The sequence below is a fragment of the Rheinheimera pacifica genome (assembly GCF_900108485.1).
GTDB lineage: Bacteria > Pseudomonadota > Gammaproteobacteria > Enterobacterales > Alteromonadaceae > Alishewanella > Alishewanella pacifica.
Window position 1 is genome coordinate 88,063 of record NZ_FNXF01000011.1, and the last position, 14,187, is coordinate 102,249.

11 protein-coding genes are annotated in these 14,187 nt (G+C 49.2%); 1 reads left to right on the forward strand and 10 read right to left on the reverse strand.

What is annotated here, in order from left to right; all coding sequences use genetic code 11:
• Window positions 1–22 precede the first annotated feature (22 nt).
• The 7 genes from greA to BLW68_RS14100 form a co-directional block, all read right to left on the reverse strand.
• Window positions 23–499 (reverse strand): transcription elongation factor GreA, encoded by a 477-nt coding sequence (gene greA, locus BLW68_RS14070; RefSeq protein WP_092794623.1) that lies wholly within the window; start codon window positions 497–499, stop codon window positions 23–25.
• On the reverse strand, window positions 496–3,717 hold the full coding sequence (gene carB / locus BLW68_RS14075) for a carbamoyl-phosphate synthase large subunit (protein WP_092794628.1): 3,222 nt from the start codon (window positions 3,715–3,717) through the stop codon (window positions 496–498). The genes greA and carB overlap by 4 nt, the downstream gene beginning before the upstream one ends.
• Before the next feature lie 30 nt (window positions 3,718–3,747).
• A complete protein-coding gene (carA, locus tag BLW68_RS14080; RefSeq protein WP_092794634.1) occupies window positions 3,748–4,878 on the reverse strand; it encodes a glutamine-hydrolyzing carbamoyl-phosphate synthase small subunit in 1,131 nt (376 codons plus the stop codon).
• Between the two features lie 197 nt (window positions 4,879–5,075).
• Window positions 5,076–5,885 carry a 4-hydroxy-tetrahydrodipicolinate reductase gene (dapB, locus tag BLW68_RS14085; protein WP_092794637.1) on the reverse strand — a complete coding sequence of 270 codons (810 nt, stop codon included), beginning with the start codon at window positions 5,883–5,885 and terminating at the stop codon, window positions 5,076–5,078.
• Window positions 5,886–6,123: 238 nt separating this feature from the next.
• Window positions 6,124–7,278, reverse strand: coding sequence for an iron-containing alcohol dehydrogenase (locus BLW68_RS14090; RefSeq protein WP_092794642.1), 1,155 nt, complete (start codon window positions 7,276–7,278; stop codon window positions 6,124–6,126).
• A 124-nt stretch (window positions 7,279–7,402) separates the two neighbouring features.
• Window positions 7,403–8,416 carry an SGNH/GDSL hydrolase family protein gene (locus BLW68_RS14095; RefSeq protein WP_092794645.1) on the reverse strand — a complete coding sequence of 338 codons (1,014 nt, stop codon included), beginning with the start codon at window positions 8,414–8,416 and terminating at the stop codon, window positions 7,403–7,405.
• Window positions 8,417–8,712: 296 nt separating this feature from the next.
• Window positions 8,713–10,599, reverse strand: coding sequence for an MFS transporter (locus BLW68_RS14100; protein ID WP_092794648.1), 1,887 nt, complete (start codon window positions 10,597–10,599; stop codon window positions 8,713–8,715).
• Window positions 10,600–10,769: 170 nt separating this feature from the next.
• Between BLW68_RS14100 and BLW68_RS14105 the strand changes: the two genes are divergently transcribed.
• Entirely contained in the window at window positions 10,770–12,110 is a 1,341-nt protein-coding gene (locus tag BLW68_RS14105; protein ID WP_092794651.1) for a Na+/H+ antiporter NhaC family protein, read from the forward strand.
• On the opposite strand, the gene BLW68_RS14110 is transcribed toward BLW68_RS14105, so the two are convergent.
• The 3 genes from BLW68_RS14110 to BLW68_RS21150 are packed head-to-tail and all read right to left on the reverse strand — an operon-like array spanning window position 12,107 to window position 14,185.
• Window positions 12,107–13,180 carry a nucleotidyltransferase domain-containing protein gene (locus BLW68_RS14110; protein WP_092794653.1) on the reverse strand — a complete coding sequence of 358 codons (1,074 nt, stop codon included), beginning with the start codon at window positions 13,178–13,180 and terminating at the stop codon, window positions 12,107–12,109. The genes BLW68_RS14105 and BLW68_RS14110 overlap by 4 nt on opposite strands.
• Window positions 13,174–14,025 carry an HprK-related kinase A gene (locus BLW68_RS14115; protein WP_092794656.1) on the reverse strand — a complete coding sequence of 284 codons (852 nt, stop codon included), beginning with the start codon at window positions 14,023–14,025 and terminating at the stop codon, window positions 13,174–13,176. Before BLW68_RS14115 ends, BLW68_RS14110 begins: the two co-directional genes overlap by 7 nt.
• Window positions 14,018–14,185, reverse strand: a complete 168-nt coding sequence (locus BLW68_RS21150; RefSeq protein WP_177172251.1) for a hypothetical protein — start codon at window positions 14,183–14,185, stop codon at window positions 14,018–14,020. Before BLW68_RS21150 ends, BLW68_RS14115 begins: the two co-directional genes overlap by 8 nt.
• Between the last annotated feature and the right edge of the window lie 2 nt (window positions 14,186–14,187).

The following is a 14,187-nucleotide window of genomic DNA, read 5'->3' on the forward strand; positions in this document are numbered from 1 at the left end:
CGCTTTTTTATTGGGCAATACATCAGATATATTGCACGGCGATAATTTCAAATTCCACCACACCTTTGGGTGTAGTGATATTCACCACATCGTCAGCAGCCTTACCAATTAAGCCGCGCGCAATAGGTGAATTAACTGAGATCAGGTTATTTTTAATATCCGCTTCATCATCACCAACAATGCGATAGGTCACTTCTTCGTCGCTATCCAGATTTAGGATAGTCACAGTGCTGCCAAAGATAACCTTACCGGTGTTGGGTAATTTGCTGATATCAATGATCTGCGCATTAGATAACTTCGCTTCAATATCCTGAATACGGCCTTCACAAAAACCCTGTTGCTCACGGGCAGCGTGGTATTCAGCGTTTTCTTTTAAATCGCCGTGCTCACGCGCGGTAGCAATAGCTTGAATAATCGCCGGCCGTTTTACTGACTTTAGTTCATGCAGCTCAGCGCGCAGTCGTTCTGCGCCCTGCACTGTCATCGGGATTGCACTCATCCGTTAACTCTCTTATGTAGTTCCTGCACTGAGACTACGTTTTCAAACGCACTGGCGGCATTTGATTTTACCGTAGCAAAGGCAGCATTTAATGTCGTGGTGTAATTGGCTTTATACTGCAGCGCCCCGCGGCGAATGACCTTAGAGTCTTCGATCGCCTGACGACCATCGGTCGTATTGACGATATAGCTGTACTCACCGTTTTTAATGCGATCCAGAATATGCGGACGGCCTTCAGACACCTTATTTACCGTGCGGCATGTAATACCTGCGGCCTGCAATGCCTTAGCGGTACCGCCGGTAGCATCCAGCTCAAAGCCTTTTTCAACCATACGTTTTGCCAGTTCAACAACGCGCACTTTATCGCTGTCGCGCACTGAAAGCAAGGCGCGGCCACCGGTAGGAATTAAGGTACTGGCACCCAGTTGGCCTTTAGCGAAAGCTTCTTCAAAGGTATTACCTACACCCATTACTTCGCCGGTTGAACGCATTTCCGGGCCTAAAATAGGATCTACACCCGGGAACTTGTTAAACGGAATAACCACTTCTTTTACCGAGAAAAACGGTGGAATAATTTCTTTGGTAATACCTTGTGCAGCCAAAGATATACCAGCCATACAGCGCGCACCCACTTTAGCTACAGCAACACCTGTGGCCTTAGAGACAAACGGCACAGTACGGGCTGCACGCGGGTTAACTTCAATCAGGTACACTTCGTTATCTTTTACCGCGAATTGGGTATTCATCAGGCCAACAACACCAAGCTCCATTGCCAGTTTACGCACCTGCTCGCGCATTACATCCTGAATTTCTTTGCTCAGGCTGTACGGTGGCAAAGAACAGGCCGAGTCACCGGAGTGCACACCAGCTTGTTCAATGTGCTCCATAATGCCGCCAATCACCACCTCTTTGCCATCACAGATGGCATCGATGTCAACTTCAATGGCATCGTCGAGGAAGTTATCCAGCAGTACCGGTGAGTCGTTAGATACGCTAACGGCGTCGGTCATATAACGGCGCAGGTCTTGCTCGTCATAGACAATTTCCATCGCGCGGCCACCCAATACGTAAGACGGGCGTACTACCATCGGGAAACCAATTTCCGGTGCCTTGGCGATTGCTTCTTCCATGCTGGTGACAGTAGCGTTTTTCGGCTGTTTTAAGCCTAAACGCTCTACCGCTTGCTGGAAACGCTCACGGTCTTCTGCACGGTCAATGGCATCCGGCGACGTGCCAATAATAGGCACTCCGTTGGCTTCCAGCGCACGGGCTAGTTTCAGTGGCGTTTGGCCACCGTATTGCACGATAACGCCTTTGGGCTGCTCTTTACGTACAATTTCCAGCACGTCTTCCAGTGTAATTGGCTCGAAGTATAAACGGTCTGACGTGTCGTAATCGGTTGATACCGTTTCGGGGTTACAGTTAACCATGATGGTTTCGAAGCCGTCTTCGCGCAGTGCCAGTGACGCATGCACACAGCAGTAATCGAACTCGATACCCTGGCCGATACGGTTCGGCCCGCCGCCAATAATCATAATTTTATCGCGGTTGGTCGGCGCCGCTTCACACTCTTCATCATAAGTGCTGTACATATAAGCGGTGTTAGAGGCAAATTCTGCCGCACAGGTATCTACCCGCTTATACACCGGGTGCAACTTGTAGCCGTAACGCTTTTTGCGTACTTCGTTTTCGCTGACACCTAACACGTCGGCGATACGCTTATCGGCAAAGCCTTTGCGTTTTAAGCGTTTTAACCGGGCTTCGTCCAGCGCGGCAAAGCCATCTTTACCTAATGCCAGCTCTTCTTTTACCAAATCTTCAATTTGCACCAGGAACCAGCGGTCGATATTGGTTAGCGTGAAAATGTCATCCATGCTCATACCAAAACGGAACGCATCGGCGATATACCAAATGCGGTGCGAGCCAGGCTCTTTTAATTCACGGACAATTTTATCTTTCGCTTCCGGCAGCGTGATATCGATAACAGGGTCTAAACCGCAAACGCCAATTTCAAGGCTGCGCAGTGCTTTTTGCAGCGATTCTTGCTGGTTGCGGCCAATTGACATCACCTCACCGACTGACTTCATCTGGGTGGTTAAGCGATCGTTGGCGCCAGCAAATTTTTCAAAGTTAAAACGCGGCACCTTGGTAACTACGTAATCGATGCTCGGCTCAAACGACGCCGGGGTTTTACCGCCTGTAATGTCATTGGCCAGCTCGTCCAGCGTATAGCCAATCGCCAGCTTCGCGGCCACTTTGGCAATCGGGAAACCGGTAGCTTTAGAAGCCAATGCAGATGAGCGTGACACGCGCGGGTTCATCTCGATGATCACCATGCGGCCATCAACCGGGTTAATACCAAACTGTACGTTTGAACCACCGGTTTCAACGCCGATTTCACGCAGTACCGCCAACGAGGCATTACGCATGATTTGGTATTCTTTGTCAGTCAGCGTTTGCGCCGGGGCTACGGTGATAGAGTCACCGGTGTGCACACCCATAGGATCGAAGTTTTCAATGGCACAAACGATAATGCAGTTATCGTTTTTATCGCGTACCACTTCCATTTCGTACTCTTTCCAGCCGATTAACGACTCGTCAATCAGCAACTCTTTGGTAGGAGATAGATCCAGGCCGCGGGTACAAATTTCTTCAAACTCTTCGCGGTTGTAAGCAATACCACCACCTGAGCCGCCCATGGTGAACGACGGCCGGATAATACACGGAAAGCCAATGTCTTCCAGTACCTGGTAAGCTTCATCCAGCGAATGCGCAAAGCCGGCACGTGGGCAAGCCAGGCCGATAGAACGCATGGCTTTATCAAAACGACCACGGTCTTCGGCTTTGTCGATAGCATCGGCGGTAGCGCCAATCATCTCAACATTATATTTAGCCAGCACACCTTGACGTTCTAATTCCAGTGCACAGTTCAGCGCAGTCTGGCCGCCCATGGTAGGCAGAACGGCGCAAGGGCGCTCTTTTTCAATAATTTTTTCCACTACCTGCCAGTGAATCGGTTCAATGTAGGTGGCATCGGCCATTTCCGGGTCTGTCATAATGGTGGCTGGGTTCGAGTTCACCAGAATAACGCGGTAGCCTTCTTCTTTTAACGCTTTACAGGCTTGGGCACCTGAATAGTCAAATTCACAGGCCTGGCCAATTACGATCGGGCCGGCACCTAAAATCAGAATGCTTTTTAAATCTGTACGTTTTGGCATTGCTGCTATATCTCCGTAATTCGTGCTTGCCTAGGCTTTATGCTGTTGCATCAGCGCAATAAAATGGTCGAACAGCTCAGAGGCTTCGTGCGGACCCGGGCTGGCTTCAGGGTGGCCCTGGAAGCTGAACGCCGGTTTGTCGGTACGATGTATGCCTTGTAATGTGCCGTCAAACAACGATTTATGGGTGGCGCGTAAATTCGCCGGTAAGCTGGCTTCATCGACAGCAAAACCATGGTTTTGCGCGGTGATAAGCACGCGTTTGGTATCCAGATTCTGCACCGGGTGGTTACCACCATGGTGGCCAACCGTCATCTTCACCGTTTGTGCGCCACTGGCCAGGGCCAGCAACTGATGGCCTAAACAGATACCAAACACCGGAATGTCGGTTTCAAGGAAGGTTTTAATCGCCTCAATGGCGTAGGTACAAGGTGCCGGATCGCCAGGACCATTAGATAAGAAAATACCGTCCGGATTCATTGCTAATACGTCACTGGCCGGCGTTTGTGCCGGTACTACCGTTAGCTTACAGCCGCGATCTGCCAGCATGCGCAAAATATTGCGCTTTACACCAAAGTCATAGGCTACCACATGAAACTGTTGTGGTGCCGCTGCGCGATGGCCTTCACCCAATTCCCAGCTGCCTTCAGTCCACTGATAAGCTTTTTTAACGCTAACTTCTTTGGCTAAATCCATACCTGACAAGCCAGGGAAGCCTTTAGCCAACTCAAGTGCTTTGGCTTCATCCAGATCATCGCCAGCCATTAAGCAGCCGTTCTGGGCGCCTTTCTCACGTAAAATACGGGTTAACTTACGGGTATCGATATCGGCGATGCCGAGAATATTGTGTTGTGTTAAATACTGACTAAGAGAGAGTTGGTTACGGAAATTACTGGCAAGAAGCGGAAGGTCACGGATTATCAGGCCCTTGGCCCAGATTTGTCCGGATTCTTCATCCTCAGGGTTAGTACCGGTATTGCCAATGTGTGGATAAGTGAGAGTAACGATTTGTTCTGCGTATGAGGGATCAGTTAATATTTCCTGATACCCGGTCATTGAAGTGTTAAACACCACTTCACCTACAGAAACTCCTTCAGCGCCAATGGCTGTACCGCGAAATACGGTGCCGTCTTCCAGTACGAGCAGGGCGGACTTAGTCAAGATAACCTCCAAACAGCAAAAAACGGGCGAAAACCTGACACTGTTTTACAACCCGTTTTGACCCAAAATGTGATACCCGATTTGCCTTAGGCAAACCTGACTATTTTAGGCGATCAGCGCTGGATAAGCTATGCTTTTTTTGATTTTTATTACAAATGACAACTCTAGCCTATTTTTAACCTTAATAGCGCAAAAATCTAGCTTAAATCAGCTAAACCTAACACTTGTTGCATAGAATAAAGTCCGCTCTGTTTATTTTGCAACCACAGAGCAGCGCGCAGTGCGCCTTGGGCAAAGGTGTTACGGCTGGAGGCTTTGTGGCTTATTTCCAGCCTTTCGCCTAAATCAGCGAATAAGGCGGTATGGTCGCCAATAATGTCACCGCCACGCACAGTGGCGAAGCCGATAGTTTGCTGCTCCCGCTCGCCGGTAATGCCCTCACGGCCATACACTGCAACCTTAGCTAAATCGCGGTCCAGCGCTTTGGCGATGCTGGCGCCGATAGCCATAGCCGTGCCCGATGGCGCATCTTTTTTAAAGCGGTGATGCGCTTCAATAATTTCAATATCGGCGGTTTGCCCCATCACTTTGGCGGCAGTTTGCACCAGATGCAGCAACAGGTTTACGCCTACGCTCATATTCGGCGCCCAGACAATTGGAATATGTTTGCTGGCTTGCTGCACCTGCTGGTATTGCACATCGGTTAAACCGGTAACACCTATTACCATGGCTTTTTTTGCCGCTACCGCCAGCTCAAGATGCGCCAGCATCGCTTCGGGCATGGTAAAGTCGACCCAGATATCAGCGTTTTTAATACTATCTGTACCAGTGGCGCTAAGTAGCAAGCCAAGCTTACCCACACCGGCCAGCTCGCCGGCATCGACGCCGATAAGGTCTGATCCACTGCGTACTGTGGCAGCCGTAAGAGTTAGCTGTTGCTCTTTGGCAACGGTAATTAACGCCCGGCCCATGCGGCCGTTAGCACCAAAGATCCCGATAGATGGCATAATCTGGCTCTGTGTAAAAGTAATAATGGCGGCTATTAGAGCAAAAGCCGCCTGCAGGGGGAAGTAAAATAGCCATCTTAATGGCTATTTTTTACTACGACGCCCGACGTTACAGTTAAAGGTCGTGACAACTGATGGGGCGACACAGAGTGTCTGAGCGGACGCGCCAGCGGTAGCGAGTTGCTGTGGCGAGCCCGGCAGATGTTACGACCTTTGCGGCCTAACTCTCAAAGTGCAGCTATATCGCACGCTGCAAAATCTGCCGTGAAATCTCAGGTGTAATATCACCGTGCTCACCTAACTTCAGCATACCGTTAGCTTGCAGCGCGGCTACCAGCTTATCGACAGCATCGGCTTTAATGCCGTAATCGGCTAACCGGGTCGGCACACCCATTTGCTCGAAAAAGGCACGGGTATGGTTAATTGCATCATCAATTAAGCGCTCTTCATCCTGGTGCTGTAACTGCCAGACCCGGCGGCCATATTGCAGCAGCTTGTCGCGTTTTTGTCTGCGTTGTTGCTGCAACAAGGATGGCAATACTATTGCCAGTGTTTGCGCATGATCAAGGCCATACAACGCCGTGATCTCGTGGCCAATCATATGAGTAGCCCAATCCTGCGGTACGCCCTGGCCTATCAGGCCGTTTAATGCCATCGTCGCCGCCCACATTACGTTAGCACGCACATCGTAGTTGTCCGGCTGGCTCAGCGCTTTTGGCCCTTCTTCTATCAGGGTATGTAATAAGCCCTCAGCAAAACGGTCTTGCACCGGCGCATTAACCGGGTAAGTCATATACTGCTCCATCACATGCACGAAGGCATCTACCACGCCGTTGGCTACCTGTTTAGGTGGCAGGCTGAAGGTGACGGTAGGGTCTAAAATGGCAAACTGTGGGTACACCAGCGCACTGGAGAACGATAGTTTTTGCTGCGTTTCATAACGGGTGACTACCGAATTACCGTTACTCTCGGTACCGGTAGCCGGTAAGGTTAATACACACCCCAGTGGAATGGCTGCGGTTACTTTGGCTGCTTTGGCCAGAATATCCCAGGCATCACCATCAAATACCGCGGCAGCTGCAATAAACTTGGTACCGTCAATTACACTGCCACCACCAACCGGCAGCAGAAAGTCAATTTTCTCGCGACGCACCAAATCCGCCGCCCGCATCAGGGTTTCAAAGCTGGGGTTTGGCTCTATACCGCTAAATTCCTGCCAGTCAAACCCTGCCAGCGCTTTCACTACCTGATCGTACACACCGTTCTTTTTAATAGAGCCGCCGCCATAGGTCAGCAATACCTTGCTACCAGGCGGAATAAGTTTGGCTAACTGTGCCAGCTGATCTTTACCAAATACAATACGGGTGGGGTTTTGAAATGAAAAATTGAACATCAGGATCTCCGGCCACATTCATAGTGAGGTTTATCTATGAGGGCTGCGCAGCATTAGATCAAGCACTTGCTAATCATTGCAGCAAACAGCAAAGCGATGTTAACTTTGCTGTTTGCCAGCAGCGTTAGTGGAGTATCCGGCGTCGGACAAGATAAACCATAGCCAAAACGAACAGGACTATACCGGCCGGCTCAGGTACCTGTTGATATACCGTTACACCGCTTACCAGCAGTGCATAGGCTTCACGGCCAAGAATGCTATGAGCCCGGGTGGTCGGGTGAATTTCATCCCAGAAGACATACTGTGATGCATTGGCACAAGAGCGCTCTGCAGCCAGAATGCCGCCCGTTACAGACCGGCACTCATCAGTAGTGTTGGTAAAACCTTCTGATAACGGATTAGCCAGAATACTGTCGAAAATACTATATACGTCAAGCATATAAATTTGTGCCAGTGACTGCTTTGACAAATCAATCAGCATTTCTTCCAGTAAGTCATTCCACAACAGGCTGACTTCTGTGCCCGACTGACTGTCGGTAGTTGAGGCGAATTCCGGAATGCTGCCAAGATCTGGTAAATTGGGCACTAACAATGTCATAGCGCCCCTGGCAATCATATCGGTAAGCATCAGCTGAAAATTGCCGATAATTGACGTTACCATCATTAACGGGTTAGCCGCACCAACCAGATCACGCATATCATTGCCGCCAGCCCAGGCGACATATAAAGCATCGGTATCAAAAGATGCGCCATTTAACCGGTTCAAATACTGGTTGTATTGATTCATCACGCCTGTAGAGACACCGGATGTATTATCTATACGGGCACCACCGTAAGCGAAATTATTACCTCCGCCGGTAGATCTGCTGCTTGTGAGCCCCAGCTCATCTGCCAGATACTCATGCCAGAGATTACCGTTAGAGAAACGGCCGTTCGGGCCATATCCGGCAAGGGCAGCTACTGGCCCAAATGAACCTAACGGCACCGTAGCCCGGGTATTACCGGTATCAGACAGGCTGTCGCCAAAAATATAGATATCAGAGAAAATGAGTGAAGCTGATGCAGGTAAAGCGAGCAGAGTAAAGCTGATACTCAGCACAACTAACTTTAACCAGCGAAGTGGTCTTATTGTTTTCATTAGTTATCCTTGTCTTTTTATTTTTATCAGCAGCCTGGGTTGGCTGCATTTTGTACAGCGCAAGTATCGTGCCTGAAAATAAATAAAAATAAGTAGTACAACGACAGCAGTTGTCAGACCTCTGTTCAGCTAACAAAGTACAAGGGCTAATGAGGGGTAATGGCCAGGCAGTAAAGCATATATGTATAATATTCAGACAACTGTAAATAGCAAAAAATGTCTTGAAGCCAGCTATAACAGTACCTCAGCCGAATAAAGCTGTTCCGCTGAGGTGTAAATTAACCCAACATAGGCTGCTATAAACTGTCGCCGCGTAACAGCCGTACCTGTCGTTCCAGCTCAGTTGCGCTGGCTTGCTCTGCAGGTACAGGGGCGCTGGCTGTCAACATGATTTTAGACCAGATGCGGCCTTTAAACTTAAACGCACCATTACCATGATGGCTGAAAAACGAGCCCCATAAGCCTTTTAAAGCCATTGGCACCACTGGTACCGGGGTTTCTGCCAGAATACGCTCAATACCGGGACGAAAGCTGTCTATCTCACCGTTTTTGGTTAAACGCCCCTCCGGGAAAATACATACCAGATTCCCCTCAGCCAGTTCACGCTTAATGGCAGCAAAAGCGGCTTCATATACCGCTTCATTTTTCTGCTTTGAGCAAATAGGAATAGTGCGTGCGGCTTTAAACAACCAGTTGGCTACCGGTAAATCATAAATACCTTTTTCCATTACAAAACGCACCGGCCGGCGCACTGCCCCCCCAATCAGCAAGGCATCAACATAGCTAACATGGTTGGCTACCAGCACAGCCGCACCTTCAGCCGGAATATGTTCCAGCCCTTTACTGCGCACCCGGTACATGGTGTGGCTAAGCAGATAAATAACAAAACGCAGGGCAAACTCCGGCACCATGCTGTAAACATACAGCGCTACCACCGCATTCATAATAGCCAGAACTAAAAAATACTCCGGGATAGATATACCCAGCACGGTTAAAAATACGATACCGGCAATGGCACTAACCACCATAAACAGCGCATTAAAAATATTGTTGGCGGCAATCACCCGTGCCCGTTGTTGCGGCTCGGCGCGCTGTTGCAGCAATGCATACAGGGGCACAATAAATAAACCGCCGAAAACACCAATCAAGGTTAAATCAATTAATACCCACCAGCCAAAAGCGGTAGCCAAAAACTGCGGTAAACTTAGCAATTGCTCCGGCGCCAGCAGTTCCGGCAAAACCGCCGGGCTGCTAAAAAATAAGCTGATACCAAATACGGTTAAGCCAATCGAACCAATAGGTACTATACCCAGTTCGACCCTGTCACCGGATAAGCGCTCACACAGCATAGAACCGATGCCTACGCCAACTGAGAACGCCACCAATAGCGCGGTAACCACGGTATTGTCACCACCAAGCGCGGTTTTAGTGAAATTGGGAAACTGGGTTAAATAGCTGGCGCCTAAAAACCAAAACCAACTAATCGCCATAATAGATAAGTACAGTGTGCGGTTTTGATAGCTGATACTGATAGTGGCTTTGGTTTGCTGCCAGGGCGCAAAACGAAATTTATCGGCGTTATGCACCTCGCCCACTGCCGGGATCCGCCGGCTTACCAGATAGCCCAGCACAGAAAACAGCAGCACAACAATACCAACCCATAACGGCGCATCCGCCAGGCCCACCAATAAACCACCGGTAATGGTGCCCAGTAAAATAGCAACAAAGGTACCCATTTCTACCCAGGCATTGCCGGCTAACAGCTCTTTGTCCGTTAGCAGCTGTGGCAAAATAGCGTATTTTACCGGGCCAAAAAACGCCGATTGGCTACCCATTAAAAACAATAACCCCAACAGTATTAAGTATTGTTGAAAATAAAATGCTACGGCAGCCAGCAACATCAGCCCTATTTCCAGCAGCTTTAACGCGCGGATCAGTTTAGTTTTGCACACGGCATCAGCCAGAGCACCAGCCGTGGCAGAAAATAACAAAAACGGCAGAATAAACAGCCCCGTTGCCAGGTTCATGGTTAAATTGGTATCCCACGGCAACGCACTGGCGGCCGTAAAGGTCAGCATTAACATCAGGGCATTTTTAAATACATTGTCATTAAAAGCCCCGCTGGCCTGGGTAAGAAAAAATGGCAAAAAGCGTTTGCTACTGATTAAGCGGTTTTGCGACATGTCCACTCCAGCGGAAAAAGAGATACTAATAAATAAGTTGCCAGCATAATCAACTCATATTACATATACCAGTAAGATCTAACGATCCGGTTTGACAGGCCATCTAGCCATCTATATATTGCGCAACCATTAAGGCAACAGTACTGCCTGCGTATTTATAAGGTACACCTATGAACAACACTACGCTGGCGCCAGCGGGCGCTAAGCGCTCTTTATTGCCATTATTGTTTTTTGTCGCGCTGTTTCTCGGCACAGGCCTTTACCTGCAAAGTGAGGGCGTAGCCTATGCGTTTTATCAGTTGCCCGGCCATGTCGCTATTATCCCAGCCCTTATACTGGCTATCTGGCTACATAAAGCGCCGCTGCAACAATCTATAGATGTAATGATAAAAGGCGCAGGTAACAGCAATATTATTACCATGTGTATTATTTATTTGCTGGCTGGTGCCTTTGCCAGTGTAGCCACTGCTACCGGCGGTGTGGATGCCGCGGTTAACGCTGGCCTTAGTTTAGTACCTGCGCCCTGGTTACTGCCGGGCTTATTTGTTATTGCCGCTCTGATATCCACGGCTATGGGTACCTCAATGGGCACTATAGGTGCGCTGGCTCCTATTGCCGTTGGTTTATCCAATCAGGCCGGATTAGACCAGGCGTTAGTGGCAGGTGTGCTGCTTAGCGGTGCCATGTTTGGTGATAATTTATCGATTATTTCCGATACAACCATTGCCTCCACTCGCACCCAGGGGGCAAAAATGGCGGATAAATTTCGCGAAAATATTAAAATTGCCCTGCCTGCCGCCGCGTTAACGCTGCTGTTGTATATTGTGCTGGCTACAGACGGAGCGCCGGTACAAATTGATACAGTAAATTGGAGTGGTGTAATGCCTTATGCCGCCATTTTGCTGCTGGCGGTAATGGGGCTGAATGTCTTTATTGTATTGCTGCTGGGTATACTATTGGCTGCACTACAGGGTACTTTTTTTGCCGATTACGCTATTGCTAATCTGGGTAAAGATATTGCCAGCGGTTTTGCCAGTGTGCAGGAAATTTTCCTGCTGGCTATGCTGGTGAGTGCTCTGAGTGAGTTTATTAAACAGCAAGGTGGTTTGCAGTGGATCGCCGGTAAAATCCAGCAAGCCGCCAGCAGCCTGAAACTGGCAGGTAATAAAGCGCAGCAACTGGCAATAGCAGCATTAGCATTTAGCAGCAATCTTTGTATCGCTAATAATACTGTGGCAATAGTTTTAACAGGTGAGATCAGCAAAACGCTGGCACAACAACATCAAATCACACCCAAACGCAGCGCCAGTCTGCTGGATATTTTCGCCTGTATCAGCCAGGGCTTAGTACCTTATGGCGCTCAGGCATTGCTGCTGGGGGCCAGTTTTGGCATATCGCCATGGCAGGTAGTAACGCAAAGCTATTACTGCCTGATTTTACTGTTGGTAGCGGTATTCACTATTTTACTTAAACCGGCAAAACCAATGGTTACGGCGGCAACTCCGGTTTAAGATTTATGCCCTGGCAGTAAGCGCCGGAACCAGCGCTGCAGGCTGCTGGCAGGTTTAGCCAGGCTGTGATAAATCAGCACCTGCCAACGCATTTTCAGGCTGTGACCGCGTACAAACCAGAGCTGGCGGGCAAACCAGGCCCGGGCGGGCCGGCCCTGCAACATAGTCAGCAACAAATTACACACCAGCGGCTGATGTCGGTACCCCTCAGCCTGATGCAATACTAACTTAGCTGCTTCATTATTAAATAACCTTATCAGTACCCAGCACGCATTGATCACCGCAGACTGTACCGACATCTGCGCAGCCTGCTCAAGCATAAAATCCAGTTGTTTCTGGTGTTGCACTTCCAGCAATAAGTCATTTAAATCAATCACATCTTTGGTTAGTTTATGTGTCTCTTCCTGGTAAAACAGGTGCACCGCCGCATGAATAAATAAATGCGCGCTAGCCGGCACTTTAAACGCTGAACCAGGAATATTAACAGCATGGCTAAACAGCGGAGTGATATCTATAGCTCTGGCCGATGCAGTCGGATAAATATGATGATGTAAATCAATCACTGTGCCACGCTGATAATGCTGCAGCGGCGGGTTCTGATGCGACCAGTTCAGGTAGTAATCACGGTCGTAATCGGTCATTTCAGCTTCGCGAAAGCCATAAAAAAATAACCTGTCCCGCACATGCCGCAGCTGGGCTGCCGGCACCAGAATATCAATATCGGAAAACAACCGGCCAAAACTCACCGCTAAAGCTTGTGTTCTGTATGCTGCGCCTTTTAACAACAAGCACGGGTAATCGGCCACGGCAAACAACGGCTCCAGTTGCTGTAACTCAGAATACAAGCTGTGTTGCTGCTTCTGGGCGTATCGCGCACCCGACTCACCATGCAGCTTAACCTGCAGCGGCACCTGGTCAAGTAGTTGCTGTGTTTGTAGTACATAGTAAAACCGGGCAGTAAGGCCTTGCTGGCGGGCTTGCTGTAAAAATGTGGTCCATTGTTGCGGTGTAGCCTGACGCACAAATTTGGCCGGAGAGGCAAAAAAAGCCAGCAACTGCGAACTTAACATAACTTATTTAACTCGCTCAAAGCTTGTTCAATACAGGCATACTCCAAACGATAAGCATCAACTTGTTGTGTCAACCTGCTCAGGCTGTGAAAACCCTGCTCTGCCAATACGGCATAGTTAAAAGAGTTATTGGCAAGATGCATAAATGCATCGGCCTGGCTTACCTTCGACAGCGTCAGCTGCTGCTGTGCAGCGTTATATTGCGGGAAAATAACCCAGGCTGCCGTTGCCGTTTGTTGCATACCAGACCAGCTTAATGTCGATGGCAGCATATAGCCAACTGTACCTTTGGTAGTGCCGCTGGTAATTTGCCGGATCTGTGCTTGCGGATACCTACCTTGTAATAGCGCCAATGACTGATTTTTCAGGCTCACCGGCCTGACATAAGGCACGATTGCGCCACTGGTTAAATCGACCAGACACATTTCATCCGACAATAAACGCCAGCCTTCCTGCATCAGCACTGCGCATAGGGTGCTTTTACCCGAGCCTGGCGGCGCCGGCATAATTAATGCCTTACCGCCACGTTCAAGCACTGCGGCATGAATGGCCAAAAACTGATGCTGATAAGAGGCCACGCACCAGTTTACGCCCCACTCAAAAACCGGCACCAGTTGGGCTGAGTCGGTCATTCTGAAATGCTGATCTCCGGATGACACATGAAACGGCCGACCCCAGCCAGCCCATTTACGCTGTACATGCAGACAAAAATCGTAGATAAGTTGTGGATTGGGGTTTGTTATCAGTTCCGCCGGATACAACTCTGCAAGTGCAGCGGTAAGCTTGTTACTGTGATTAGTAACAAGTACGGAAAAAGGCGCAGTATGAATAGCGAAATCAGTCAACGTCAGGCTCTGTTATCTCAGCCTCTGCGTCGACCAGACGAGTTTCATGATCGCACTTTGAAAACAGCACACTGCTGGCATCATGAAATATTGCCTGCAATGTGTTGTCATCTGTGGTTTGCTGAGATAGCCAGACAGCATAACTCAGTGCTACGTCCATCG

Coding starts and splice junctions, on each gene's coding strand:
- greA (WP_092794623.1), bottom strand. CDS start 499: ATGAGTGCAATCCCGATGACAGTGCAGGGCGCAGAACGACTGCGCGCT.
- carB (WP_092794628.1), bottom strand. CDS start 3,717: ATGCCAAAACGTACAGATTTAAAAAGCATTCTGATTTTAGGTGCCGGC.
- dapB (WP_092794637.1), bottom strand. CDS start 5,885: ATGCCATCTATCGGGATCTTTGGTGCTAACGGCCGCATGGGCCGGGCG.
- BLW68_RS14090 (WP_092794642.1), bottom strand. CDS start 7,278: ATGTTCAATTTTTCATTTCAAAACCCCACCCGTATTGTATTTGGTAAA.
- BLW68_RS14095 (WP_092794645.1), bottom strand. CDS start 8,416: ATGAAAACAATAAGACCACTTCGCTGGTTAAAGTTAGTTGTGCTGAGT.
- BLW68_RS14100 (WP_092794648.1), bottom strand. CDS start 10,599: ATGTCGCAAAACCGCTTAATCAGTAGCAAACGCTTTTTGCCATTTTTT.
- BLW68_RS14105 (WP_092794651.1), top strand. CDS start 10,770: ATGAACAACACTACGCTGGCGCCAGCGGGCGCTAAGCGCTCTTTATTG.
- BLW68_RS14110 (WP_092794653.1), bottom strand. CDS start 13,180: ATGTTAAGTTCGCAGTTGCTGGCTTTTTTTGCCTCTCCGGCCAAATTT.
- BLW68_RS21150 (WP_177172251.1), bottom strand. CDS start 14,185: ATGGACGTAGCACTGAGTTATGCTGTCTGGCTATCTCAGCAAACCACA.